The organism is Erwinia pyri, assembly GCF_030758455.1.
Taxonomy (GTDB): Bacteria; Pseudomonadota; Gammaproteobacteria; order Enterobacterales; family Enterobacteriaceae; genus Erwinia; species Erwinia pyri.
The window spans coordinates 3184958-3211056 of the sequence record NZ_CP132353.1 but is presented as its reverse complement, the minus strand read 5'-3'; the positions used below and the strand labels follow the sequence as shown (position 1 = coordinate 3211056).

General features: G+C 54.1%; 26 protein-coding genes. 19 read left to right on the top strand and 7 right to left on the bottom strand.

Annotation, left to right across the window (positions count from 1 at the left end; all coding sequences use genetic code 11):
• Positions 1 to 7: 7 nt before the first annotated feature.
• Positions 8 to 808 carry a glucosamine-6-phosphate deaminase gene (gene nagB / locus Q3V30_RS15140; RefSeq protein ID WP_306206985.1) on the bottom strand — a complete coding sequence of 267 codons (801 nt, stop codon included), beginning with the start codon at positions 806 to 808 and terminating at the stop codon, positions 8 to 10.
• Between the two features lie 337 nt (positions 809 to 1145).
• On the opposite strand from nagB, the gene nagE reads away from it, so the two are divergent.
• Together nagE and glnS are read left to right on the top strand one after the other, a co-directional pair.
• On the top strand, positions 1146 to 3170 hold the full coding sequence (gene nagE, locus Q3V30_RS15135; RefSeq protein WP_306206983.1) for an N-acetylglucosamine-specific PTS transporter subunit IIBC: 2025 nt from the start codon (positions 1146 to 1148) through the stop codon (positions 3168 to 3170).
• Between the two features lie 152 nt (positions 3171 to 3322).
• Positions 3323 to 4990, top strand: a complete 1668-nt coding sequence (gene glnS / locus Q3V30_RS15130; RefSeq protein ID WP_306206980.1) for a glutamine--tRNA ligase — start codon at positions 3323 to 3325, stop codon at positions 4988 to 4990.
• 195 nt (positions 4991 to 5185) lie between these two features.
• Here the strand turns inward: glnS and fur are convergent, their stop codons facing one another.
• From fur to ybfF, 4 genes are all read right to left on the bottom strand, one after another.
• Complete coding sequence (gene fur, locus Q3V30_RS15125; protein ID WP_306206978.1) at positions 5186 to 5629, bottom strand: ferric iron uptake transcriptional regulator; 444 nt, start codon at positions 5627 to 5629, stop codon at positions 5186 to 5188.
• 343 nt (positions 5630 to 5972) lie between these two features.
• Complete coding sequence (fldA, locus tag Q3V30_RS15120; protein ID WP_306206976.1) at positions 5973 to 6503, bottom strand: flavodoxin FldA; 531 nt, start codon at positions 6501 to 6503, stop codon at positions 5973 to 5975.
• 160 nt (positions 6504 to 6663) lie between these two features.
• Positions 6664 to 6945, bottom strand: a complete 282-nt coding sequence (gene ybfE, locus Q3V30_RS15115) for a LexA regulated protein (protein WP_306206974.1) — start codon at positions 6943 to 6945, stop codon at positions 6664 to 6666.
• Positions 6946 to 7092: 147 nt separating this feature from the next.
• On the bottom strand, positions 7093 to 7854 hold the full coding sequence (gene ybfF / locus Q3V30_RS15110) for an esterase (protein ID WP_306206972.1): 762 nt from the start codon (positions 7852 to 7854) through the stop codon (positions 7093 to 7095).
• Between the two features lie 247 nt (positions 7855 to 8101).
• Here ybfF and seqA point away from each other — a divergent pair, with 247 nt between their 5' ends.
• Together seqA and pgm are read left to right on the top strand one after the other, a co-directional pair.
• The gene (seqA, locus tag Q3V30_RS15105) at positions 8102 to 8650 is read left to right on the top strand and encodes a replication initiation negative regulator SeqA (protein WP_306206970.1); all 549 of its coding nucleotides are present in this window, start codon (positions 8102 to 8104) and stop codon (positions 8648 to 8650) included.
• Between the two features lie 30 nt (positions 8651 to 8680).
• Positions 8681 to 10321, top strand: coding sequence for a phosphoglucomutase (alpha-D-glucose-1,6-bisphosphate-dependent) (gene pgm / locus Q3V30_RS15100; RefSeq protein ID WP_306206968.1), 1641 nt, complete (start codon positions 8681 to 8683; stop codon positions 10319 to 10321).
• 59 nt (positions 10322 to 10380) lie between these two features.
• Here the strand turns inward: pgm and kdpE are convergent, their stop codons facing one another.
• A complete protein-coding gene (kdpE, locus tag Q3V30_RS15095) occupies positions 10381 to 11061 on the bottom strand; it encodes a two-component system response regulator KdpE (RefSeq protein WP_306206966.1) in 681 nt (226 codons plus the stop codon).
• Between the two features lie 321 nt (positions 11062 to 11382).
• Here kdpE and Q3V30_RS15090 point away from each other — a divergent pair, with 321 nt between their 5' ends.
• From Q3V30_RS15090 to nei, 11 genes are all read left to right on the top strand, one after another.
• Positions 11383 to 11589, top strand: a complete 207-nt coding sequence (locus tag Q3V30_RS15090; protein ID WP_306206964.1) for a YbfA family protein — start codon at positions 11383 to 11385, stop codon at positions 11587 to 11589.
• Positions 11590 to 11710: 121 nt separating this feature from the next.
• A complete protein-coding gene (locus tag Q3V30_RS15085) occupies positions 11711 to 12667 on the top strand; it encodes a YbgA family protein (RefSeq protein WP_306206962.1) in 957 nt (318 codons plus the stop codon).
• A 17-nt stretch (positions 12668 to 12684) separates the two neighbouring features.
• Positions 12685 to 14106 carry a deoxyribodipyrimidine photo-lyase gene (gene phrB, locus Q3V30_RS15080; protein ID WP_306206960.1) on the top strand — a complete coding sequence of 474 codons (1422 nt, stop codon included), beginning with the start codon at positions 12685 to 12687 and terminating at the stop codon, positions 14104 to 14106.
• Between the two features lie 90 nt (positions 14107 to 14196).
• A complete protein-coding gene (locus Q3V30_RS15075) occupies positions 14197 to 14940 on the top strand; it encodes a type 2 GTP cyclohydrolase I (RefSeq protein ID WP_306206958.1) in 744 nt (247 codons plus the stop codon).
• Between the two features lie 120 nt (positions 14941 to 15060).
• Entirely contained in the window at positions 15061 to 15717 is a 657-nt protein-coding gene (pxpB, locus tag Q3V30_RS15070) for a 5-oxoprolinase subunit PxpB (protein WP_306206956.1), read from the top strand.
• Positions 15711 to 16643, top strand: a complete 933-nt coding sequence (pxpC, locus tag Q3V30_RS15065; protein WP_306206954.1) for a 5-oxoprolinase subunit PxpC — start codon at positions 15711 to 15713, stop codon at positions 16641 to 16643. Before pxpB ends, pxpC begins: the two co-directional genes overlap by 7 nt.
• Positions 16633 to 17370, top strand: a complete 738-nt coding sequence (gene pxpA, locus Q3V30_RS15060) for a 5-oxoprolinase subunit PxpA (RefSeq protein WP_306206953.1) — start codon at positions 16633 to 16635, stop codon at positions 17368 to 17370. The genes pxpC and pxpA overlap by 11 nt, the downstream gene beginning before the upstream one ends.
• A 73-nt stretch (positions 17371 to 17443) precedes the next feature.
• The gene (locus Q3V30_RS15055) at positions 17444 to 18172 is read left to right on the top strand and encodes a DUF969 domain-containing protein (RefSeq protein WP_306206951.1); all 729 of its coding nucleotides are present in this window, start codon (positions 17444 to 17446) and stop codon (positions 18170 to 18172) included.
• Entirely contained in the window at positions 18172 to 19161 is a 990-nt protein-coding gene (locus Q3V30_RS15050) for a DUF979 domain-containing protein (RefSeq protein ID WP_306206949.1), read from the top strand. Before Q3V30_RS15055 ends, Q3V30_RS15050 begins: the two co-directional genes overlap by 1 nt.
• A gap of 7 nt (positions 19162 to 19168) precedes the next feature.
• Complete coding sequence (gene pcp / locus Q3V30_RS15045) at positions 19169 to 19816, top strand: pyroglutamyl-peptidase I (RefSeq protein WP_306206946.1); 648 nt, start codon at positions 19169 to 19171, stop codon at positions 19814 to 19816.
• Between the two features lie 13 nt (positions 19817 to 19829).
• Complete coding sequence (gene nei / locus Q3V30_RS15040) at positions 19830 to 20621, top strand: endonuclease VIII (protein ID WP_306206944.1); 792 nt, start codon at positions 19830 to 19832, stop codon at positions 20619 to 20621.
• A 78-nt stretch (positions 20622 to 20699) separates the two neighbouring features.
• Here nei and Q3V30_RS15035 read toward each other — a convergent pair whose 3' ends face one another.
• Positions 20700 to 21980, bottom strand: coding sequence for a citrate synthase (locus Q3V30_RS15035; RefSeq protein ID WP_306206942.1), 1281 nt, complete (start codon positions 21978 to 21980; stop codon positions 20700 to 20702).
• Positions 21981 to 22608: 628 nt separating this feature from the next.
• On the opposite strand from Q3V30_RS15035, the gene sdhC reads away from it, so the two are divergent.
• The 4 genes from sdhC to Q3V30_RS15015 are packed head-to-tail and all read left to right on the top strand — an operon-like array spanning position 22609 to position 25838.
• Entirely contained in the window at positions 22609 to 22998 is a 390-nt protein-coding gene (gene sdhC, locus Q3V30_RS15030; RefSeq protein WP_306213222.1) for a succinate dehydrogenase cytochrome b556 subunit, read from the top strand.
• Positions 22992 to 23339, top strand: coding sequence for a succinate dehydrogenase membrane anchor subunit (gene sdhD, locus Q3V30_RS15025; protein ID WP_306206940.1), 348 nt, complete (start codon positions 22992 to 22994; stop codon positions 23337 to 23339). The genes sdhC and sdhD overlap by 7 nt, the downstream gene beginning before the upstream one ends.
• Positions 23339 to 25105 (top strand): succinate dehydrogenase flavoprotein subunit, encoded by a 1767-nt coding sequence (sdhA, locus tag Q3V30_RS15020; protein WP_306206938.1) that lies wholly within the window; start codon positions 23339 to 23341, stop codon positions 25103 to 25105. The genes sdhD and sdhA overlap by 1 nt, the downstream gene beginning before the upstream one ends.
• Positions 25106 to 25121: 16 nt before the next feature.
• A complete protein-coding gene (locus tag Q3V30_RS15015) occupies positions 25122 to 25838 on the top strand; it encodes a succinate dehydrogenase iron-sulfur subunit (RefSeq protein ID WP_306206936.1) in 717 nt (238 codons plus the stop codon).
• The last annotated feature ends 261 nt before the right edge of the window (positions 25839 to 26099 follow it).

Genomic DNA, 26099 nt, shown 5'->3' with positions numbered 1-26099 from the left:
TTATGGCTTACAGATTTTTTACGTTTTCCGCTTCCATCTCGCGGAAATATTTCACCGTTTTGACCTTCAGCTCCATGGTGGCAGGCTCGTCACAGACCACGACGGATTTGGCATGCAGCTGCAGACAGCTGATGGTCCACATATGATTCACGTTGCCTTCTACGGCGGCCTGCAAAGCCTGGGCTTTCACATGACCAATCACCAGAATCATCACTTCCTCAGCATCAAGCAGGGTGCCCACACCCACGGTCAGCGCATATTTCGGCACCTGATCCACATCGCCATCAAAGAAACGGGAGTTTGCCACGCGGGTATCGTGAGTCAGGGTTTTAATGCGGGTACGGGAAGCCAGCGAAGAGGCGGGTTCGTTGAACGCAATATGTCCGTCGTTACCTACGCCGCCCATAAACAGATGAATTTTGCCGTAAGCGCGAATCTTCTCTTCATACTGGCGACATTCTGCGTCAATATCCGGGGCATTGCCATTCAGAAGATTGATATTTTCAGGTTGAATATCAACGTGATCGAAAAAGTTACGGTACATAAAACTGTGGTAGCTTTCCGGATGCTCTTTTGGCAGACCCACATATTCGTCCATGTTAAAGGTGACCACATGTTTGAAGCTAACCTGGCCTGCTTTATGCATATCTATAAGATGCTTATAAGCTTCCAGTGGCGTTCCACCGGTGGGCAGGCCGAGAACAAAGGGACGATCGGCTGTAGGGTTAAAAGCGTTGATGCGGTTGACGATATGGCGGGCAGCCCATTTTCCGACTTGAGTCGGCGTAGCCAGGGGAATCAGTCTCATGTGTCACCTCATATAAGCAAAGTTAAAAAGGAGTTCCACGGTGTCTGTGGCGCAGGTTTACTAAAGCGTAACGCGTCAGGACCGCTATCCGCGAGGGATAAATCCGTGCTGATAATTCGGATCATAAAATAAGTTTGGGTTGATAGCCAGCAGCAGGCGAACAATAGTCTCTATTTTGGTGATAAAAGTCACAAACAGGAGGGTTTTAATTTGCGAAGCGAATTAATTTCTTTTTACACTCTGTTCGTGGTTTTACTGTCATTCAGAAACCAACCAGTCGTGATAAAAACAGAAAACGACTACTGGCGCCTTAACGGGTCTCACTGGGGGAAAGGTAATGTTAAGTTATTTACAAAAAGTAGGTAGGGCGCTGATGGTGCCGGTAGCAACGCTGCCCGCCGCCGCCATTTTGATGGGGATTGGCTACTGGCTGGACCCTGATGCGTGGGGCGCCGGTAATGCATTGGCCGCCCTGTTTATTAAGTCTGGTTCGGCAATTATTGAAAATATGTCGGTGCTTTTTGCCATTGGTGTGGCATACGGCATGTCAAAGGACAAAGATGGCGCAGCAGCGCTGACCGGCTTTGTCGGCTTTCTGGTGGTGACCACGCTCTGTTCGCCAGCAGCGGTCTCAATGATTCAGAAAATTCCCGTCGATCAGGTGCCCGCTGCATTCGGTAAGATCAACAACCAGTTTGTGGGAATTCTGGTCGGCATAATCTCAGCTGAAGTCTATAACCGCTTCAGTCATGTCGAGCTGCCCAAAGCTCTCTCGTTCTTCAGTGGTCGTCGCCTGGTGCCTATCCTGGTTTCGTTCCTGATGATCCTGATCGCCTTTATTCTGATGTACATCTGGCCTCTGATTTTCGGCGGACTGGTGAGCTTTGGTGAAAGCATTCAGAAGCTGGGTTCGGCGGGCGCTGGCGTTTACGCCTTCTTTAACCGCTTACTGATCCCTGTCGGTCTGCATCACGCGCTGAATTCCGTATTCTGGTTTGACGTGGCGGGTATCAACGATATTCCTAACTTCCTGGGCGGCGCAGAGTCTATCCAGAATGGTAAGGGCATTGTGGGGATTACCGGTCGTTATCAGGCGGGCTTCTTCCCGATTATGATGTTTGGTCTGCCGGGTGCGGCGCTGGCTATCTACCACTGCGCACGTCCGGAAAACCGCGCTAAAGTGGGCGGCATCATGTTGGCTGCTGCTTTTGCTTCCTTCTTTACCGGCATCACTGAACCGCTTGAGTTCTCATTCATGTTCGTGGCACCGGTGCTCTATGTGATCCATGCTGCCTTAACCGGTGTCTCTGTCTTCATCGCCGCAAGCATGCACTGGATTGCCGGATTTGGCTTTAGCGCCGGGCTGGTGGATATGGTGCTCTCAACGCGAAATCCGCTGGCAACCCACTGGTACATGCTGATCCCGCAGGGGGCAGTGTTCTTTGTTATCTATTATGTGGTGTTCCGCTTTACCATCAGAAAATTCAATCTGATGACGCCGGGCCGCGAGCTGTCGGTTGACGGTGATGAATCTGATGGCTACGACGTAAACGTCGATACCACCGGCAACAAGGAAACGGAAACCGAATCGCTGGCCCGTCGCTATATTGGCGCCATTGGCGGCTCAGAAAACCTGACCCATATTGATGCCTGTATCACGCGTCTTCGCCTTAACGTCAAAGACAGCAGCGCGGTCAACGAATCTGTAGCCAAGCGCCTGGGTGCGTCAGGCGTAATCCGTCTGAACAAGCAGAGCGTACAGATTATTGTCGGCACGCGGGCTGAGACCATTGCTTCTGCCATGAAGACGGTGCTGAGCAAAGGCTCTGTGGCGGCGGCAAGTACTGGGCCAGCGGTGGTGGCGCCCGTTGCGGCTCAGGCCGTACCAAATGCGGCTAAAGGGATTATTGCAACGCTGGTTGCGCCAGTGAGTGGTGAAGTGGTCGCACTGGATCAGGTTCCGGATGAAGCTTTTGCCAGTAAAGCGGTGGGTGACGGTCTGGCGATCAAACCCTCAAGCAGCACGGTAGTCTCTCCTGCTGCGGGCACTGTGGTGAAAATCTTCAATACCAATCATGCTTTCTGTCTGGAAACAGAGAAAGGCGTTGAAGTGGTGGTGCACATGGGACTCGATACTGTGGCGCTGGGCGGCAAGGGCTTCACCCGCCTGGTGGAAGAGGGCGCGCAGGTTACTGCCGGGCAACCCGTTCTTGAAATGGATCTGGCCTTCCTGAATGCTAACGCCCGCTCCATGATCAGCCCTGTAGTGGTCAGCAACATTGAAGACTATACCGGCATTACGCTGGTGGCTGGTGAAACGGTTGTCGCCGGCGAAAGCCGTCTGTATGAAATTAACGGCTAACCTCTGATTGCGTTACAATAGAAGGGCGGGAAGCAATTCCCGCCCTTTTTTTATCGTATTCCCCCAACAAACGGTTGTTTCCCTTCCCGGCTTTGTGGATCATACTCCGTTATTTCACGTACTAATCAGACAGCATTACTGAGGAAATTAAGATGAGTGAGGCAGAAGCCCGCCCAACTAACTTTATTCGTCAGATCATCGACGAAGATCTGGCGACCGGCAAGCATGACAGCGTGCATACCCGCTTCCCGCCGGAACCAAATGGTTATCTGCACATTGGCCACGCCAAATCTATCTGCCTCAACTTTGGTATTGCGCAAGACTATCAGGGTCAGTGCAACCTGCGTTTTGATGACACTAACCCGGTCAAAGAAGATCTGGAGTTCGTGGAGTCTATCAAGCATGACGTGCAGTGGCTGGGCTTTGAGTGGACGGGCAACGTTCGCTACTCCTCTGACTATTTCGATCAGCTGCATCACTATGCGGTTGAGCTGATCAACAAGGGACTGGCCTATGTTGACGAGCTGAGCCCTGAGCAGATCCGTGAATATCGCGGCACCCTGACGGCGCCGGGGAAAAACAGTCCGTTCCGCGACCGTTCAGTGGAAGAGAACCTGGCGCTGTTTGACAAAATGCGCAACGGCGGCTTTGCTGAAGGCACCGCCTGCCTGCGTGCAAAGATCGATATGGCCTCCAGCTTTATCGTGATGCGCGATCCGGTTCTGTACCGTATTAAGTTTGCTGAGCATCATCAGACCGGCAGCAAGTGGTGCATCTATCCGATGTATGATTTCACCCACTGCATTTCCGATGCGCTGGAGGGGATCACCCACTCACTCTGTACGCTGGAGTTCCAGGATAACCGCCGTCTGTATGACTGGGTGCTGGACAACATCACCATTCCAACCCATCCGCGTCAGTACGAATTTTCTCGTCTGAATCTCGAATACGCCATCATGTCCAAGCGCAAGCTGAGCCTGCTGGTAACAGAGAAGATTGTGGAGGGATGGGACGATCCACGTATGCTGACCGTTTCCGGTCTGCGCCGTCGCGGCTACACGGCTGGTTCTATTCGCGAGTTCTGCCGCCGTATTGGCGTGACCAAACAGGACAACATCGTGGAGATGGCCTCGCTGGAGTCCTGTATTCGTGACGATCTGAACGAGAATGCCCCGCGCGCGATGGCGGTGATGGATCCGGTGAAGCTGGTGATTGAGAATCTGCCCGCTAATCACGAAGAGATCATCACCATGCCTAATCATCCGAACAAGCCGGAGATGGGAACGCGTGAAGTGCCGTTCAGCCGTGAGATTTATATCGATCGTGCTGACTTCCGCGAGGAAGCGAATAAGCAGTACAAGCGTCTGGTACTGGGGAAAGAGGTGCGCCTGCGTAACGCCTATGTGATCAAAGCGGAACGCGTGGCGAAGGATGAAGAGGGTAATATCACCTGCCTGTTCTGCACCTGCGATACAGAGACGTTGAGCAAAGATCCGGCCGATGGCCGTAAAGTGAAAGGCGTCATTCACTGGGTTTCTGCCGTTCATGCCTTACCGGCAGAGTTCCGCCTCTATGACCGTCTTTTCAGCGTGCCAAATCCGGGTGCGGCAGAAGATTTCCTGACCACTATCAACCCTGAATCTCTGGTTATTCGTCAGGGCTTTGTAGAGCCAGGCATGCAGCATGCGGAAGCCAGCAGCCCGTATCAGTTTGAGCGCGAAGGGTACTTCTGTGCTGACAGCCGATACTCCTCTGCCAGCAACCTGGTGTTTAACCGCACGGTTGGCCTGCGTGACACCTGGACAAAAGCGGGAGAGTAGCGCTTCCGGGTTTTCTGAAAGCAACGCAGCCTCAGGGCTGCGTTTTTTTTGCCATTCAGTATGGTGCAGAGGAGTGTTTCAGAGGGTAAACGCTTCAGCTGTGAAGGGATCACTCAGCGCATTTGTGTCGGCAGTTCTGCTCCTTCAGGCAAAAAAAAGCCGGTGATTTTCACCGGCTTTCTTCAGGAATGCAGATTATTTGTCGTGCAGCGTTTCATCTTCGCGGCAGTCGCCAGTAGAACAGTGACCATAAAGGTACAAGCTGTGGTTACTGAGCTTAATACCATGACGCGTGGCGATATCACGCTGGCGAGCCTCGATCGATTCATCTCTGAATTCGATCACTTTGCCGCAGTCCAGGCAGATAAGGTGGTCGTGATGATGCTGCTGAGTCAGTTCAAAAACGGATTTGCCGCCTTCGAAATTGTGGCGGGTAACGATCCCCGCATCATCAAACTGGTTCAGCACGCGGTAGACCGTTGCCAGACCAATTTCTTCGCCCATATCAATCAGGCGTTTGTACAAATCTTCCGCACTGACATGATGGCCTTCAGGTTCCTGAAGCACTTCCAGAATTTTCAGTCGGGGAAGCGTGACTTTCAGGCCGGCCTTCTTTAATGCGGTGTTATTGTCAGTCATGCGGATATTGTCCTGTTACTTTGCTTGTCACTGTGCGGCTGAAAAGCCCTGAACATCGGTCGACGCAAAACGCCTCATTATAGTACTCACGCTTCGAAATGAACACCTCGGGCGTTGCGAATCTGTAAAGGGAGGTAATGATGATGTCTTTACGTCCGGAAAGCTGGCGCTGGGTTTACATTTCGCTTTGCCGTGCCTTTAAGAAAAAGCCACGAAGTAAGCGGGGTGACCGATGGCGATATTCTACAGTTTTGCAGATGAAAGTTACAAAATTGTGCCTATTACTTCTATAGGAAAAGTCAGAGGCCTGATGTGAGTTACCTCCCACATCAGCCCCTTCTCCTTAAGCTTGCAGAATTTCCTGCAGCTGGAGCTCATCGTAAATTTGTTTCACCCATTTTTCAGTACGTTCGCGGGTCAGTTCCGGTTGACGATCTTCATCAATAGCCAGGCCCAGGAAATGCGTATCATCAGCAAGCCCTTTGGACGCTTCAAAATGATAACCTTCAGTTGGCCAGTGACCCACGATAACGGCGCCTTTCGGTTCGATGATATCGCGAATGGTGCCCATCGCGTCGCAGAAATACTCCGCGTAATCTTCCTGATCGCCACAGCCAAAAAGCGCAACCAGTTTGCCATTGAAATCGATCTCTTCCAGGGTAGGGAAGAAGTCATCCCAGTCGCACTGGGCTTCGCCGTAGTACCAGGTAGGGATACCCAGCAACAGGATATCAAAGGCTTCAAGGTCTTCTTTGCTGCTTTTAGCGATATCATGAACCTCAGCCACCTCGTTGCCGAGCTGCTTCTGGATCATTTTTGCAATATTTTCCGTATTGCCCGTATCGCTGCCAAAGAAAATGCCTACGAGTGCCATGCGCTTAATAACCTCTTGAAACTAAAATTTAGGGTAACGACTTTACTGCAGTTAACGGCAATGATAGCAGACAGCACAAGGGGGATAAATGAGTAATCCGCCTGCTTTTGTCGCTTTGTGCTTCAGCAGCAAGAGGTTGAAGAGCCGGTTCTGCCGCTTTTCAACGCTTCTGACTGGCTAACATCGCCATGACCATCTCTTCTATCAGTTCGCCGCGGCTGATATTTCGCTGCTCGGCAAGCTGGTTCAGGGCATCCACGGCGTCGCTGTTCATTTTCAGCTCCACACGCTTTAACCCGCGCACTTTATCCCGCTTGAGCTGATTGCGTTTATTGATACGCAGCTGCTCATCACGCGTCAGCGGATTTGTTTTTGGTCGCCCCGGACGACGGTCATCTGCGAACAGATCGATCGTGGTGCGGTCCGTGTTTTCTTTTGCCATAGAATCGTGATACTGAAAGGCTGGAGTTCTGATGGTTCAGGCCTGATGACGGCTGAAATTTGTGCTGCGACAAAATTTAAGCGCGCCATCATACCCCAGTAAAAGTCATGACGACAATGATTTAGGCCGAACGGCACCGATTTGTTTTCACCGCGCAATAAAACGACGGATTGCGCGTAAAACGGCATCAGGTTTCTCCGCATGGACCCAGTGACCAGCGCCGGAAACAATGTGCGCCCGGGCCTCAGGGAATTGTGCCAGCAGCGCTTCACGATGCTCATCAGCCAGGTAGGGGGAAAGCTCACCCCGAATAAATAACGCCGGATGTGACCATGGCGGCAGCGGCTGCCAGCCGATAATCCTGTCGTAGTTCTCCCAGAGAACCGGGACGTTGAACCGCCACTCTCCCTGATGGAAAGATTTTAGCAGAAACTGAATAACGCCTTCTTCTATTGTCTCCCGCATAAGCGCGGCGGCATCATTACGGGTAGTGAGGTTCGCTGCAGTCACGGCCATCAGGGCGGCAAAAATGGCGTCATGATGCCGGTCAGGATAGGCAACGGGCGCCATATCGATCACCACCAGCTTTTCAATCCGCTCAGGCGCCAGCGCGGTCAGCAGCATCGCGACCTTGCCTCCCATGGAGTGGCCGATAACGATAAAACGATCGATCCCTTCGGCATCCAGCGTTTCCAGCACATCCTCTGCCATCGCCTGATAACTCATCTCCCTGTCTCGCCCCGATAAGCCGTGGTTACGCAGATCAAGCTGTATCAGCGGATGATCGTCCCTGAGCCCTCTTGCCAATACCGCAAGGTTATCAAGACTGCCAAACAGACCATGGATCAACACCACCGGCGATCCTGACCGGGCGGATTGTTCAGATTGCAAGCGGCTATTCAATTTCATAACAAAGTTCTTACTGTTGAAACGAGGGGTTAGGGTATCATAGATTTACTTTTTCCTGCCGTGACGGCCAGATGCCGCCCGCCAGTTTTTTTGCGGCATATTCTGACTTTTACCGGTATCAGGGGCTGGCGCTACACCCCGGCAGGATTTAACTTTATAATCCTCGTGTTAGAGCTGGATGGTCATGCAGGGCTGTTCCCATACCGTGCAAACCGGCTCTTATCAGCAATAATTGTACTGGATCAAGATGAAAACTATTGAAGTCGACGAAGAGCTCTACCGTTATATCGCCAGCCACACTCAGCATATTGGTGAAAGCGCCTCTGACATTTTGCGCCGCATGCTTAAATTTACTGCCGGTCAGAGTGCTCCTGCAGCACCCGTAGCGCCTGGCGCTGTGGCGGGGACCAAAGAGGCCGCATCAGTGAAAGCGGAGAGTCGCCCACACGATCGCGTTCGCGCTGTGCGTGAGCTGCTTCTCTCTGATGAATATGCCGAGCAGAAGAAAGCGGTTAACCGGTTTATGCTGATTCTGTCGACTTTATATAATCTGGATCCCAAAGGATTTGCCGCCGCAACCGAGTCTTTGCTTGGCCGCACGCGCGTTTACTTTGCAGGCAATCAACAAACGCTGGTACAGAATGGCACCCATACCAAGCCGCAACATATTCCCGGCACGCCGTATTGGGTGATCACCAACACCAACACAGATCGCAAACGCAGCATGGTTGAACATATCATGCAGTCAATGCAGTTCCCTGCGGAACTCGCTGACAAGGTTTGCGGTACCCTCTAACTGATTAAGAAGCGTCAGGGAGAATCGCCAATGGCCAATCACCCCCGTGCCGGGCAACCAGCCCAGCAGAGTGATTTGATTAACGTTGCACAATTAACGTCACAATATTATGTCCTGCAGCCCGATCTGGGCAACGCAGAGCATGCGGTGAAATTCGGCACATCTGGCCATCGCGGCAGTGCAGGGCGTCAGAGCTTCAACGAGACGCATATTCTGGCTATTGCTCAGGCAATTGCTGAAGAGCGCAAAAAGAACGGCATCACCGGTCCTTGCTACGTAGGCAAAGATACCCACGCGCTCTCTGAGCCAGCCATTATTTCCGTTCTGGAAGTGCTGGCCGCTAACGGCGTGGATGTTATCGTACAGTTGGACAACGGGTATACGCCGACTCCTGCAATTTCAAACGCTATTCTTGAACACAACAAAGCGGGTGGCGCGCAGGCTGACGGGATTGTCATCACCCCTTCACATAATCCGCCAGAAGATGGCGGTATCAAATACAATCCGCCAAACGGCGGCCCGGCCGATACCAACGTCACGAAAGTGGTGGAAGACCGTGCTAATGCGTTGATCCAGGATGGCCTTAAAGGTGTGAAGCGCATCGCGCTGGATAAAGCCTGGGAAAGTGGCCATCTGCAGGAAAAGGATTTGATCCAGCCCTACATTGAAGGCCTGGCACAGATTGTTGATATTCCTGCCATTCAGAAAGCCGGTCTGAAAATCGGGGTAGATCCGTTAGGCGGCTCCGGTATTGCCTACTGGCAGCGTATCGCTGAGTTCTATAACCTGGATTTGACCATCGTTAACGATTCAGTGGATCAGACCTTCCGCTTTATGCATCTCGATAAAGATGGCGTAATCCGTATGGATTGCTCATCAGAAAGCGCGATGGCTGGCCTGCTGGCTTTGCGTGATAAATTCGATCTCGCTTTCGCTAACGATCCCGATTATGACCGTCACGGTATTGTTACCCCGGCTGGTCTGATGAATCCAAACCATTACCTGGCCGTGGCTATCAACTACCTGTTCCAGAACCGGCCACAGTGGGGCAAAGAGGTTGCCGTCGGTAAAACGCTGGTATCCAGCGCGATGATTGACCGGGTGGTAAATGATATCGGCCGCAAGCTGGTTGAAGTTCCGGTTGGCTTCAAGTGGTTTGTCGATGGTCTGTTTGATGGCAGCTTCGGTTTCGGTGGCGAGGAGAGTGCGGGCGCATCCTTCCTGCGCTTTGACGGAACGCCGTGGTCTACCGATAAAGATGGCATCATCATGTGCCTGCTGGCCGCGGAAATCACCGCAGTAACGGGCAAAAACCCACAGCAGCACTATGACGAGCTGGCAGAACGCTTTGGCGCACCAAGCTATAACCGTTTGCAGGCTTCTGCGACTTCCGCGCAAAAAGCGGCGCTCTCTAAGCTTTCACCAGAGATGGTAAGCGCTGACACGCTGGCGGGCGATCCGATCACTGCACGTCTGACTGCGGCACCAGGTAATGGCGCATCGATCGGCGGATTAAAAGTGATGACGGAGAACGGCTGGTTCGCTGCCCGTCCTTCAGGTACCGAAGACGCCTACAAAATTTACTGTGAAAGCTTCCTCGGTGCTGAACACCGCGAGAAGATTGAGAAAGAAGCAGTAGAAATTGTCAGTGAAGTGCTGAAAAACGCATAATTGCTGCGATACTTATCAAGGCGCTGATTCAGCGCCTTTTTTTATGCGTTCTCGCCCGCTCAGGGCATAAACCGGTAGCCTACGCCCGTTTCTGTGATCAAGTGGCGGGGTTGTGCCGGTTTTTCTTCCAGCTTTTGCCGTAAATGGCCCATGTAGATACGCAGGTAGTGACTGTGCTCAACCGCATTGGGTCCCCAGACCTGATTCAGCAGCTGGCGCTGGGTCATGACTTTACCGGCATGATTCAACAGGCTTACCAGTAAACGGAACTCAATAGGGGTCAGATGTAACTCCGTTCCACCCCGAGTCACGCGTCTGCCTGCAATATCCACGCTGACATCACCAAAGGTGATCTCTCTGGGCGTGGCAGCATTGGAGGCGTCGCGGTTTCGCAGCGCCACGCGGACTCTGGCCATCAGCTCCCCGATGCCAAACGGTTTAGTGAGAAAATCATCTGCGCCTGCATCCAGCGCGGCAATTTTATCCTGCTCGTCGCTGCGGGCTGACAGCACAATAACCGGCATGGCGCTCCACTGGCGCACTTCGCGGATAAACTCGCTGCCATCGCCATCAGGTAAACCTAAATCCAGAATCACCAGATCGGGTTTGCGTGTGGCAGCCTCAATCAGGCCCCGTTGCAGGGTCTCGGCGTCAAACACGCGCAGCGATTCTCCCTCCAGCGCAATACGCAGAAAGCGGCGGATCTCTTTTTCATCTTCAACGATCAGCACAGTGGTCACGGCTATCTTTTCATCCTGTTGAACTGCCAGCCCGGAGATTCAGACACAGGTTTCAATTTATCAAATATGCCGCCTGTTGGCTGCAAACCTTCTCCTCATAATTCCTGTTACTGCTTTTGCCAGGGGAGTTTAAGAGCGGTGGCGTTGATTAATTGTTAAGGCTGAGGCTGAAATTAACTTTTCTGTAACTTAATTACGCTATAACCGGCAGGCTGCGCTTTTTTTCAGCAAATTAGTGGTCGGATGAGTAGTAAAATTACACAGTAAGCGCTATTATTTTGCTCAGATTACTCAACGATTATTTCGCTTCCCGGAGGACGTATGCATCTTTATCAGCATTACTCGTTAACCCGAATCGTCCTGCGTCGCGCAGGTGTTCTGGTGGTCGGCTTGCTCGCCTTGCCTTTTATGCTGTTTCGTCGGGATCGTGCCCGTTTTTACAGCTATCTGCACCGTTTCTGGCTGAAAACCAGCAGTCAGCCTGTCTGGCTGGCGCAGTCGGAAGCCGTCGGCTCTGATTTCTACTAAAAAATCCCGCTAAGGCGGGATTTTTTTCGCCTGAGGTCGATCTTTCCTCAGAGACATCGCGCTTATTAGTGAACTTTCAGCTACACTTAAACCTCTACAGGAAGTTGGAGGTTGTACAACTATGAGCGAGAAAATTCCCGTCGGTATCAGCGCCTGTTTACTGGGCGATACTGTCCGTTTTGATGGCGGCCATAAACGTTGCGCTTTCGCCGCAGAAGATCTCGCCCCTTACATCCGCTATGAACCTGCCTGCCCTGAGATGGCTATCGGTTTACCGACGCCTCGACCGGCACTGCGCCTGACTGAAAGAGAAGAGGGAACGCCGGCGCTTTGCTTCAGTAATGGTAAAGGGGAGCCGCTTACAGATGAAATGCAGAGCTGGTCGGAAAAGCGTATTGCCACGCTTCACCATCTTTGTGGCTACATCGTTTGTGCCAAATCCCCAAGCTGCGGCATGGAGCGCGTGCGGGTTTATCAGCCGGACAATAACAACAATCGCAAAGAAGGCGTGGGCATATTTACCCGCGAGCTGATGGCGCAGATGCCGTGGCTGCCCGTTGAAGAGGATGGTCGCCTGCACGATCCCATTTTGCGCGAAAACTTTGTCGAGCGGATTTACACGCTGCATGAGTTTAACGAGATGTGGCGCAGTGGGCTTACTCGCAGCAAGCTGATGGCTTTCCACAGCCGTTACAAACTCTCTCTGCTTGCCCATTCCCAACCGGAATATCGCGAAATTGGGCGCTTTGTGGCGGCAATGGCTGACTGGGCCTCCCTTGAGGATTACGCCTTTGAATACCGCCAGCGGTTGATGGACCTTCTTAAGAACCAGGCTACCCGCGGCAACCACACCAATGTGCTGATGCATGTGCAGGGCTACTTCCGCCCGCAGCTGACTTCCAAACAGCGGCAGGAACTGGCCTCGCTGATTGAGCATTATCGTCAGGGCCTGCAGCCGCTGCTGGCGCCTCTGACCCTGTTGAAACACTACATGGCCGAGTTCCCCGATCCCTATCTGGCGCAGCAGCGTTATTTTGAACCCTATCCCGAAGCGCTGCGCCTGCGTTACGGACATTAGTTTATTCAGGAATAGTCATGGCAACCCATTTAGTCTGGCTGCGCAACGATCTGCGCAGCCACGATAATTACGCTCTGCATGCTGCCTGCCGCAACGCCGATGCCACGGTGCTGGCGCTGTTTATCGCCACGCCGGGGCAGTGGGAGGCGCATACAATGGCCCCGAAGCAGGCAGCATTTATTTATCAGAGCCTGCTGGAGCTTCGGCAGACGCTGGCCGATAAAGGCATTGCGCTGCATACCGCTGAGTGCCACGATTTTGCCGCTTCTGTTGAACTGCTGAAGGACTTTTGTCAGCAGCATCACGTCGATCGTCTGTTCTACAACTATCAATATGAAGTCAACGAGCGTGAGCGGGATGCCGCAGCGGAAAGAACCCTGGACGATCTGGGTATCATTACTCAGGGCTTTGATGACAGCCTGCTGCTCCCACCGGGCAGTTTGTTAACCGGCAACCGTGAGATGTATCAGGTCTTCACGCCATTTAGCCGGGCATTTATCAAACGCCTTCAGGATGGATTGCCCGAGTGTGTTCCCGCACCCAGGGCCAGAGAGAATGGCCCGATAACGGACATTCCCGCCATTACCCCCTTCAGCTATCCCTGCGATGAATTCGACAACACATTGTTTGCCGCAGGCGAAAAAGCGGGGCTACAGCAGCTCAGGCAGTTTTGTCAGCAGCCGGTGATGCACTATAAAGAGAGCCGGGACTTTCCCTCCCTGGAGGGCACCAGCCGCCTCTCTGCTTATCTGGCGACCGGAGTATTGTCGCCCCGTCAGTGCCTGCACCGTCTGCTCACCGAGCAGCCGCAGGGAATCCACGACAGCAACGTCTACAGCTGGCTGAACGAACTTATCTGGCGGGATTTCTACCGTCATCTGCTGGTTGCCTGGCCGAAGCTCTGTAAAAACCAGCCTTTTATCAGCTGGACCAAAAAGGTGCAGTGGCAGGAGGACGAGAAGCGGCTGCAGGCCTGGCAGCAGGGCAGGACGGGTTATCCCATTGTCGATGCAGCGATGCGCCAGCTAAATACAACAGGCTGGATGCACAACCGGCTGCGCATGATAACGGCCAGCTTTCTGATCAAGGATCTGCTGATTGACTGGCGGAAAGGGGAGCGCTATTTCATGTCGCAACTGATAGATGGCGATCTGGCCGCTAACAATGGCGGCTGGCAATGGGCGGCCTCCACCGGGAATGATTCCGCCCCCTATTTTCGCATCTTCAACCCTACCACCCAGGGAGAACGTTTCGACAAAGAGGGAGAATTCATTCGTAAATGGCTGCCTGAGCTGAAAGAGGTACCGGTAAAATATATTCATCAACCTCACCTCTGGGCAGAAAATAATCAGAGGTCGCTGGATTACCCGCCGCCAATTGTGGATCACAAAGAAGCGCGGAAACGTACGCTTGCGGCGTTTGAAGCAGCACGCAAATAATTTTGCTATTGTTGCCTGTAACATTTACTGCCGGCCCGCCGCGATAACAGCGGCCGGGCTTGTGGGGTCACGAACACGCCGGGAATTGTTATGCGTAATACAGAACTTGAAGAGATTGTGAATCAGCAGTTAAATAGCGCCGCCTTCAGCGACTATGGCCCCAACGGGCTTCAGGTAGAGGGACGCGCTGAGGTGAAGAAGATCATCACTGGCGTCACCGCTTCTCAGGCTTTACTGGATGAAGCTGTCCGTCTGGAAGCTGATGCAGTGCTGGTTCATCACGGCTATTTCTGGAAAAACGAACCTGCCATCATCAGGGGCATGAAGCGCAACCGCCTTAAAACGCTGCTGGCTAACGATATCAATATGTTTGGCTGGCATCTGCCGCTGGATGCGCATCCGCAACTGGGCAACAACGCGCAACTGGCGAAGCTACTGGGTATAGAGGTGCGTGGGCAGATTGAACAGCTGCTGCCGTGGGGTGAGTTGACCGATGCGCTGACTGGTGAAGAGCTGGCACAGCGGATCGGTCAGGTCCTGGGGCGTGAACCGCTGCACTGTGGCGATAATGCGCCAAAGGTTATTCGCCGCATCGCATGGTGTTCTGGCGGTGGTCAGGGCTACATTGATGCCGCCGCCGCTTTTGGCGTGGATGCGTTTATCTCCGGTGAGGTTTCTGAACAGACCATTCACAGCGCGCGTGAGCAGGGCCTGCACTTCTTTGCCGCTGGTCACCATGCCACTGAACGCTGCGGTATTCAGGCGCTCGGAGAGTGGCTCGCAGAGCACTACGAACTCGACGTAACCTTTATCGATATCCCTAATCCTGCCTGATTTTCAGCAGGCGGTTGTGAAACCGCCTGCAACAGTGTTGACACCTTCCTGACATTTCAGCATAACTGTTTGTCTTACAGATCATTCAGATGGCCTTGATTTCAGGTCAGGAGGAGCGTTTTGCAACGAGCTCGTTGTTACCTGTTAGGTGAACGCGCAGTAGTGCTTGAGCTTGAACCCCCCGTTACGCTCAGCGCCCAGCAACGTATCTGGGGGCTTTCAGCACGACTGACTGCCCACCCGGAAGTGATTGAAGTAGTGCCGGGGATGAATAACATCACCGTGATGCTGAGCGATCCGCAGAAAACGGCCCTTGATGCCATTGAGTGGTTGCACTCCTGGTGGGAGAGCAGTGAGGCGCTGGAAATGACCTCACGCGAAGTAGAGATCCCGGTGATTTATGGCGGCGCGGCGGGACCCGATTTAGAAGAGGTGGCCCGGCTTAGCGGCCTGACACCCCGGCAGGTGGTAGAGGCGCACGCTTCTGCGCACTACGTGGTCTATTTTATCGGTTTCCAACCCGGCTTCCCTTATATGGCAGGTCTTGACGATCGCCTGCATACGCCGCGGCGCGCTGAGCCTCGCGTTGCCGTGCCTGCAGGTTCGGTTGGCATCGGTGGTAGCCAGACCGGGGTCTATCCCTTTACCGCTCCTGGCGGCTGGCAGCTTATTGGCCAGACGGATATCACGCTGTTCAATCCTCATCATCAGCCTCCCACCTTCTTAAGACCTGGCGACAGCGTCCGCTTTGTGCCGCAAAAGGAGGGGATATGCTGAAAATCATTCGTGCAGGTATGGCGACGACGCTGCAGGATGCCGGGCGCACCGGCTGGCGTCAGTATGGCGTGGGGCTCAGCGGTGTGCTGGATCATCCCGCCATGGAGACCGCAAATTTGCTGGTGGGCAATGCCAAAAACAGCGCGGTGCTGGAAATTACCCTGGGGCAGTTTTGCGCTGAGTTCTCCCGCGACGGCTGGATAGCACTGACCGGGGCAGGGTGCAGTGCAGAGATTGATAACCAGCCGGTCTGGACCGGCTGGCGAACGGCGGTGAAAAAGGGGCAGCGCCTGACGTTAAAAATGCCTCAGCGTGGAATGCGCAGCTATCTGGCGCTGGACGGCGGATTTGCCCTGGAGCCGATGCTGGGTTCCTGCAGCACCGATGCAAAAGCGGGCTTCGGCGGTTTTGAAGGCCGCCTGCTGCAGGATGGCGACCAGCTTCCTCAGGGGACGCCGCTGAAAACCTTCACCAAGCCAGTGGGCGTTCGTCAGCTGCTTTTTGGCAACCGTATTCGCGTGATGATGGGGCCGGAATTTCACGAGTTCAGTTTTGAAAGCCGCGAAGCCTTCTGGCGCACCGGCTGGAAACTCAATCCGCAAAGTAACCGCATGGGCTATCGTTTACAGGGCAGGCCGCTCACCAGAACGGTCAAACGTGAAATGCTGTCGCATGGGCTGATCCCCGGCGTGATCCAGGTGCCGCCAAACGGACAGCCCATTGTGCTGATGGCGGATGCGCAGACTACCGGCGGCTACCCGCGCATCGGCTGCGTTATCGAAGCCGATCTCTACCATCTTGCACAAATCCGCCTCGGTGAACCGATTCATTTTGTCTACTGCACGTTAGACGAAGCGCTGAAAGCTAAGCGCGAGCAGCAGCTTGCCTTAGAACAAATGGCATGGGGAGTAGAGCATGAAAATTGATTTGAATGCCGATCTGGGCGAAGGGTGTGAAAACGATCGCGCGCTGTTGCAGCTGGTTTCTTCCGCCAATATCGCCTGCGGCTTCCACGCTGGCGATGCGCAAACCATGCGGCAAAGTGTGCTGTGGGCGCTGGAGTTTGGCGTGGCGATTGGCGCTCATCCCAGTTTCCCGGATCGGGAGAACTTTGGCCGCACAGAGATGCAACTGCCCCCGGAAACCATTTATGCGCAGCTGATTTATCAGATTGGCGCACTCCAGGCGATTGCTCATAGCGAAGGCGGAACACTGGTTCACGTGAAGCCGCACGGCATGCTGTATAACCAGTCCGCCCGGGAGCCGGAGCTGGCTGACGCTATTGCCCGTGCGGTAAAAGCGGTCGATCCACAGCTGGTGCTGGTTGGGCTGGCGAACAGCGAATCCATTCGTGCCGCTCAGGCGCAGGGGTTGCAAACCCGTGAAGAGGTTTTTGCTGACCGGGGCTATCAGGCCGATGGTTCGCTGGTGCCCCGATCGCAGCCCGGCGCGCTGGTTGAGAGCGATGAGCAGGCGATCGGTCAGACGTTGAGTATGATCCAGCAGGGGCAGGTGAAGAGCCTCAGCGGAGAGTGGGTAAAAGTGAAGGCTGAAACCGTCTGCGTACATGGTGACGGTGCGCATGCGCTGGCATTTGCTGCCCAGCTGCGTAAAGCCTTTGAACAGCATCAAATTCAGGTGACCAGCCGCTAAGGCAACAATAACGCGTAAAAACGCGATGACCTCCTCCGGCAGATACCGGAGGACTTTATACCCGGGAGGATGAATGGAAAGTGCAGTGAATTTGTGGCCGCTGGCAGGCATTGTCGCCATTGTGATCGGGTTTTTACTCCGGTTTAACCCTGTGCTGGTAGTGATCGTCTCTGGCCTGATCACCGGGCTGGCTGCCCATATGCCGCTGGGCGATATCCTGGAAAAGCTGGGGTCCGGTTTCCTCAATACTCGTAACCTTCCGCTGATCCTGCTGCTGCCGCTGGCGGTTATCGGCCTGCTGGAGCGTCACGGCCTGAAAGAGCGCGCACAGGGGTGGATTGCCCAGATTAAAACCGCCACGGCGGGGCGCCTGCTGATTGTCTATCTGTTTGTGCGGGAGATCACCGCCGCGATGGGATTGACCAGCCTGGGCGGGCATCCGCAGATGGTGCGTCCGCTTCTGGCACCAATGGCCGAGGGCGCCACGGAAAACCGTTATGGCGAATTGCCTATTGAGGTACGTCATCGCCTGCGGGCTATGTCTGCCGCGACCGATAACGTCGGCCTCTTTTTTGGCGAGGATATCTTCGTCGCCTTTGGCGCAATCATCTTTATGCATAACTTTATGCAGGAGTCGGCCGGGATCCAGACCGAACCGCTGCACATTGCCGTCTGGGGCATTCCAACCGCGCTTTGCGCCTTTTTAATCCACGCCGTGCGCCTGAGGCGCCTGGATAAAACCATCGCTGCTGAACTCGCTGCGCTGAATAACGATGCGTTGAAAGCGAAGGGAGGCCGCTAATGTTCCAGCAACAATATCTGTTCTGGCTGGCCGGGGTTATCCTGCTGGTGGTGGCGGTCATGTCATGGCGGGATAAGGCAAATCCGCGGCGCCTGACTACCGGTCTGTTCTGGGCGCTTTATGGCCTGGTATTCTTTATTGGCGACTGGGCGATAACGCTGCTCGGCGCACGCTCGTTGCATATCGTGGTTGGCGTTATGGTAGTGGTAATGGCGCTGATCGCCGGGCTGGGCGGCGTGAAGCTCGGCTCCTATCATCAACGCAGCAGCGAGCAGCGGGAAGAGAGCGCGAAACGCCTGCACAACAAGCTTTTCCTGCCCGCGCTGGCTATTCCCGTGGTCACGGTAATCGGCGTGCTGGCGTTTAACAATATTCCGGGATTACAGGAAAGCGTATTTGGCGCAGGTAATCACTCCACGTTGGTGACGCTCTTCTCAATGATGACGGGCTGTGTGATTGCATGGTTGATAGCGCTGAAGCTGACGCGTGAAGGCCCGGCGCAATCGTTGCAGGAAGCGCGTCGTCTGCTTGACTCTATCGGCTGGGCCTTTATTCTGCCGCAAATCCTGGCAACGTTAGGCCTGCTGTTTACCAGCGCAGGGGTAGGGACGGCAATTTCCCATCTGACCGAAACTTATCTTGCGGTTGATAACCGGTTTATCGCCGTTGCCACTTATGCCATCGGCATGGCGCTGTTAACCATGGTGATGGGCAACGCTTTTGCCGCCTTCCCAATCGTCACCGCCGGGATTGGTATTCCGATCCTGGTGCTGCAGCATCACGGCAATCCGGCGGTGATGGCGGCTATCGGCATGTTCTCCGGCTACTGCGGCACGCTGATGACGCCAATGGCAGCTAATTTCAATATTGTGCCTGCAGCCCTGCTGGAGTTGCCCGACCGCAACGCGGTGATCAAGGCTCAGGTGCCTACCGGCGTGCTATTGTTAATAGCGAATATCTTCCTTCTCTATTTTCTGATGTTCCTGTGAGGCTGCGATGAAAACCGTTTTGATTACCGCGTTCGAGCCTTTTGGTGGCGAGCAGATCAACCCCTCCTGGGAGGCGGTCAGCCATCTGCATGAGCGCATGCTGTGCGGCGCGAAAATCGTTGCGAAACAGTTACCCTGTGCCTTTGGCGCTTCGCTGGAGGCGCTTTACGCCGCGATAGAAGAGGTAGAGCCAGAAATGGTGATCGCCGTAGGACAGGCGGGAGGGCGAACCGACGTCACCATTGAGCGCGTTGGCATCAACGTTGACGATGCCCGCATCCCCGACAATGCGGGCAACCAGCCGATTGATGAACCCATTGTAGAAGGCGGCCCGGCGGCCTACTTCTCCACGCTGCCGATCAAAGCGATTGTGGAGGGGATCCGGGAAGCGGGCATTCCCGCGTCGGTTTCGCAAACGGCGGGAACTTACGTCTGTAACCATGTGATGTATGGGTTAATGCACTACCTGGCGCAGCATAAGAATGCCATTCGCGGCGGATTTATTCATATCCCCTATCTGCCTGAGCAGGCAGTAAAGCATCCCGGTGCCGCCAGTATGCCTGCCCCAACGGTGATCCTGGCGCTGGAGATGGCGCTGAGTATTGCGCTGACCGTGGATCAGGATATCCGGCTGGAAGGCGGAGCCACACACTAACCAGTAGGTAATTATGCCAGAAGGACCTGAAATTCGCCGCGCGGCGGACAAGTTAGAAAAAGCGATTAAAGGGAAAACCCTGACCGACGTCTGGTTTGCCTTTCCGCAGATGAAAACGTACGAACAGGCGCTGACTGGCGAGCGGATAGAGGCGATTGAAACGCGGGGGAAAGCGATGCTGACCCACTTCTCTAACGGCCTGACGCTCTACAGCCATAACCAGCTGTATGGGGTGTGGCGGGTGGTGAAAAGCGGATCTGAACCCGCGACCAGTCGTATTCTGCGCGTGCGTCTGGCGGCAGAGGATAAAACCATCCTGCTTTACAGCGCCTCAGAGATCGAGCTGCTGGATCGGGATACGTTGGCGGCTCATCCATTTCTGCTGCGGGTCGGGCCGGACGTGCTGGATATGACGCTCACCAACGAAGCGGTGAAAGAGCGGCTGCTCTCGGCGCGTTTCCGCCGTCGGCAGTTCAGCGCGCTGCTGCTGGATCAGGCTTTTCTGGCCGGTTTAGGCAACTATCTTCGGGTGGAGATCCTCTGGCAGGCCGGGCTGGCGCCGCAGCACCGGGCGCAGGATCTCTCCAGCGAGCAGATTGAGCTGCTGGCAGAAGCGCTGTTAGCGCTGCCACGGCTCTCCTATCACACGCGCGGCGTGAGTAAAGAGAATAAGCACCATGGCGCACTGTTCCGCTTCAGGGTTTTTCACCGCGCAGGGGAGAAGTGCGAACGTTGCGGCGGCGTGATTGAGAAAACCACGCTCTCATCCCGGCCGTTTTACTGGTGCCCCGGTTGCCAGCTTTAAGAATGAGAGGCGGGTTCTGGTTTGCCCCATAAAAAAAGCGCCGCAGAAGCGGCGCTTTTTCGTTGAGAGCAGCGATCGTTACTGAGTTTTGGAAGTAAAATCGCGCTTGTCGTAGCCGGTATAAAGCTGGCGAGGACGGGCAATTTTAATGCCGTCATCATGCATCTCTTTCCAGTGGGCAATCCAGCCTACGGTACGCGCCATGGCGAAGATCACCGTAAACATGGAAGAAGGGATGCCCATCGCTTTCAGAATAATGCCGGAGTAGAAGTCGACGTTAGGGTAAAGCTTACGTTCGATAAAGTACGGGTCGTTCAGGGCGATATCTTCCAGCTGCATCGCCACTTCCAGCAGATCGTCCTTCATGCCCAGTTCGTTCAGCACTTCATGACAGGTTTCACGCATCACGGTGGCGCGCGGGTCATGGTTTTTATAAACACGGTGACCAAAGCCCATCAGGCGGAACGAGTCGTTCTTATCTTTCGCACGCTTCACAAATTCAGGAATGTGATCCACGGTGCTGATCTCTTCCAGCATACGCAGGGTAGCTTCGTTGGCACCGCCGTGAGCCGGTCCCCACAGGGATGCGATCCCCGCAGCGATACAGGCAAACGGGTTAGCACCAGAAGAGCCTGCGGTACGCACGGTAGAGGTGGAGGCATTCTGCTCATGGTCCGCATGCAGGATCAGAATACGATCCATCGCACGTTCCAGAATCGGGTTCACCACATACTCTTCACACGGGGTGGAGAACATCATATGCAGGAAATTACCAGCGTAGGAGAGGTCATTACGTGGATAAACGAACGGCTGACCAATGGAATATTTGTAGCACATTGCGGCCACGGTCGGCATTTTCGACAGCAGACGGAACGCGGCAATTTCACGGTGACGCTCAATGTTCACGTCCATGGCGTCATGGTAAAACGCAGCCAGCGCACCGGTCACGCCGCACATCACTGCCATCGGATGCGAGTCACGACGGAAACCGCGGAACAGATGATGGATCTGCTCGTGGATCATGGTATGACGGGTAACGATAGTTTTAAACTCTTCAAACTGCTCTTTGGTTGGCGCTTCGCCGTTCAGCAGGATGTAGCACACTTCCAGATAGTTGGAGTGCACGGCAAGTTGATCGATAGGGTAACCACGGTGGAGCAGAATGCCTTCATCACCATCAATATAGGTGATTTTAGATTCGCAGGACGCAGTAGAAGTGAAGCCTGGGTCAAAGGTGAAATACCCTTTGGCTCCCAGGGTGCGGACATCTATCTCATCCTGGCCCAACGTGCCTTGCAGCACATCAAGTTCAATAGGAGCTTCGCCTGGTAGGGTTAGCGTTGCTTTTTTATCAGCCATTTACTGTCTCCTTTGCGCCTTGTCTATAGATCTTTGACACCTGAAAAGCGCATTGTGTCCGCGCCTGCGTAACAACGGCAAAATATCGACTCTGTGGCATCTTTTTAGCGTGCAGGGTACAGAGTGACGGGGCGTGTGCGCAGACCGGGTGGGCACAACACTACTGCGTTTCGCGGTTGTTAAAGATCCGGTCTGGTCGTAACTTGTTGGTAACCGTTACCTGATACTTTATGTGACTATATCTTCAATGTTACATAACTTGTGCTTAGGGGAAAGTGTATCCCCATAACTTTTACGCATCATAGAACTTTTAATCGTCCGTTTGTAACAGGAATGTTGAAGTTTTGTCAAATCAGATAATTAAATTTGTATAAATTGTGAAAAATGTGAGTGCGATCACTGTTCCACCTAAATATGCCCAAGAAGTTTGTAGGGGAATTGTAATGAGTTTGTGAACCCCCTATACTTCCGCCAGGTCTCCGGAATACCCTGACACCAGGAGCCACCCAGCGTTTTAGCGCTTCAATTAACACTGGATGTTGCTGTTTTGGTGCCTGTGCTGAGTCTGACCACGCCAGTGATCGGCTTTCACCTTCAGGACCGGAGGAAGCAAAATAAGAAAGGCTGTGTGGGCAAAACCGTGAAAAAACAAAGACCTGTCAACTTGGATCTCTCCACGATCCGGTTTCCCGTTACTGCAATAGCGTCTATTCTCTATCGCATATCCGGCGTGATCACTTTTGTGGCCGTTGGCATATTGCTCTGGTTACTGGGCCTGTCACTCTCTTCACCCGAAGGCTTCCTGCAAGCCGCTGCCGTTATGGACAGTTTTATTGTCAAATTCATTATGTGGGGCATTTTAACCGCGCTGGCGTATCACATCGTCGGTGGCGTACGCCATATGTTAATGGATTTCGGCTATCTGGGTGAAACGCTGCAGATCGGAACGCGCTCTGCGCAAATCTGTTTTGGTATCACTGTCGTGCTTTCAATTCTGGCTGGAGTCCTCGTATGGTAAGCAACGCTTCTGCACTGGGTCGCAACGGCGTCCATGACTGGCTGCTGCTGCGCGCATCGGCAATTATCATGACGTTCTACGTGCTCTATATCCTTGGTTTCGTTGTGATGTCAGACACGCTGACTTATGACACCTGGCACGGCTTCTTCGCCTCCTCCTTTACGAAAGTGTTCACCCTCCTGACGCTGCTCTGCATTCTGGTGCATGGCTGGGTTGGGATGTGGCAGGTACTGACGGACTATGTGAAATCAGTTGCGATGCGCCTGGTGCTGCAGCTGCTGGTGATCGTAGTGGTGTTGGTCTATGCAATTTATGGAACTGTCGTAGTGTGGGGTGCGTAATGAATTTGCCAGTCAGAGAGTTTGACGCCGTAGTCATCGGCGCTGGTGGTGCAGGCATGCGTGCCGCGCTGCAAATTTCCCAATCGGGCCAGAGCTGTGCCCTGTTGTCAAAAGTTTTCCCTACCCGTTCCCATACTGTTTCTGCGCAGGGCGGTATCACCGTTGCGCTGGGTAATACCCATGAAGACAACTGGGAATGGCATATGTACGACACGGTGAAAGGCTCCGATTATATCGGTGACCAGGACGCCATTGAATATATGTGTAAAACCGGTCCGGAAGCGATTCTGGAGCTGGAGCACATGGGACTGCCTTTCTCCCGTCTGGACGATGGTCGCATCTATCAGCGCCCGTTTGGCGGCCAGTCAAAAAACTTCGGCGGTGAGCAGGCAGCCCGAACTGCGGCTGCGGCTGACCGTACCGGCCACGCCCTGTTGCACACCCTCTATCAGCAGAACCTGAAAAACAAAACTACTATCTTCTCCGAGTGGTATGCGTTGGATCTGGTGAAAAATGCTGACGGCGCCATTGTGGGCTGTACCGCGCTCAATATTGAAGATGGCGAAGTGGTCTATTTTAAAGCCCGCGCAACGGTACTGGCGACTGGTGGTGCAGGACGTATTTATCAGTCCACTACCAATGCCCACATCAATACCGGTGACGGCGTAGGCATGGCGCTGCGTGCCGGCGTGCCGGTGCAGGATATGGAAATGTGGCAGTTCCACCCAACCGGTATCGCCGGTGCGGGCGTGCTGGTCACCGAAGGGTGTCGTGGTGAGGGTGGTTATCTGCTGAATAAACACGGCGAGCGCTTTATGGAGCGTTATGCGCCAAACGCCAAAGACCTGGCGGGTCGTGACGTGGTAGCGCGTTCGATGATGATTGAGATCCGTGAAGGTCGCGGCTGCGAAGGGCCGTGGGGTCCCCATATCAAACTCAAGCTGGACCACCTGGGCCATGAAGTGCTGGAAGCGCGTCTGCCGGGTATCCTTGAGCTGTCACGTACCTTTGCTCACGTCGATCCGGTAAAAGAGCCGATCCCGGTTATCCCTACCTGTCATTACATGATGGGCGGTATCCCGACTAAAGTCACCGGTCAGGCGCTGATGGTGAACGAGCAGGGTGAAGACGTTGTTGTGCCGGGTCTGTTTGCCGTAGGCGAAATCGCCTGCGTATCCGTACATGGCTCTAACCGCCTTGGTGGCAACTCGCTGCTGGATCTGGTGGTGTTTGGTCGTGCTGCGGGTCTGCATCTGCAGGAGTCCATTAAAGAGCAGGGCGAGCTGGCGGATGCAACCGAGGAAGATATCGAGGCTTCGCTGGCGCGCATGAACCGCTGGAACAATAACACCACCGGTGAAGATCCTGCTGAGCTGCGTAAAGCCCTGCAGACCTGCATGCAAAACAACTTCTCGGTGTTCCGTGAAGGCGATGCGATGGCGAAAGGTCTGGAAGAGCTGAAAGTGCTGCGCGAGCGCCTGAAAAGCGCCCGTCTGGACGATCGTTCAAGCGACTTCAACACTCAGCGTATAGAGTGCCTGGAGCTGGATAACCTGATGGAAACGGCCTACGCCACTGCCGTTGCAGCAAACTTCCGTACTGAAAGCCGTGGCGCACACAGCCGCTTCGATTACCCGGAACGTGATGATGCAAACTGGCTGTGCCACAGCGTCTACCTGCCGCAGAGCGAAAGCATGACCCGCCGTGAGGTGAACATGCAGCCGAAACTGCGCGCGGCATTCCCGCCGAAAGCACGTACTTACTAGTTTGCGGAGATAAGCGATGAGACTCGAATTTTCTATTTATCGTTATAACCCGGATGTGGATGACGCCCCTCGCATGCAGGAGTACAGCCTGGAGTCGGAAGAGGGCCGCGACATGATGGTGCTGGATGCCCTTATTCGCCTCAAGGAGAAGGACCCTACGCTGGGGTTCCGTCGCTCCTGTCGTGAAGGCGTTTGCGGCTCCGACGGCATCAACATGAACGGTAAAAATGGGCTGGCCTGTATCACGCCTGTTTCCGCGCTTGGTGGCGGCAGTAAAAAAATTGTGATTCGCCCGTTACCTGGCCTGCCGGTGATCCGCGATTTGGTTGTGGACATGGGGCAATTCTACACTCAGTATGAGAAGATTAAGCCTTACCTGTTGAATAATGGGGAAAATCCGCCCGCTCGCGAGCATTTACAGACGCCGGAACAGCGTGAAAAACTGGACGGCCTGTATGAATGTATTCTCTGCGCATGTTGCTCAACCTCCTGTCCTTCTTTCTGGTGGAATCCGGAGAAGTTTATCGGACCGGCTGGGCTGCTGGCGGCTTACCGTTTCCTGATTGACAGCCGTGATAACCAGACGAATGAGCGTCTGGATAATCTGGACGATGCTTTCAGCGTATTCCGGTGTCACAGCATTATGAACTGTGTGAGCGTATGTCCTAAAGGGTTAAACCCCACACGAGCTATCGGCCACATTAAGTCGATGCTGCTGCAGAGAGGCGCCTGACGGCTTCTCTTCCGGGAACCATCAGGTTCCCGGTAACCTAACCAGGAAACCCTGCCAAGCTTATCTTCAGGTTGGTTTGGCAAGGTTCCCTTACGGGCCCGGGCGCCAGCAGTCGCGCACAGCGCTCGTATCGATGAACTTTCAGGCTGCGTCCCGCATCTTTTTGCGGAACCTGGCCGAGGGAAGCCGCTTACGCGGCGCGGAGCAGAGATGTTCCATTAAATAATCACGGCGAAATAAAGCACACAATGCTTAAGGGAT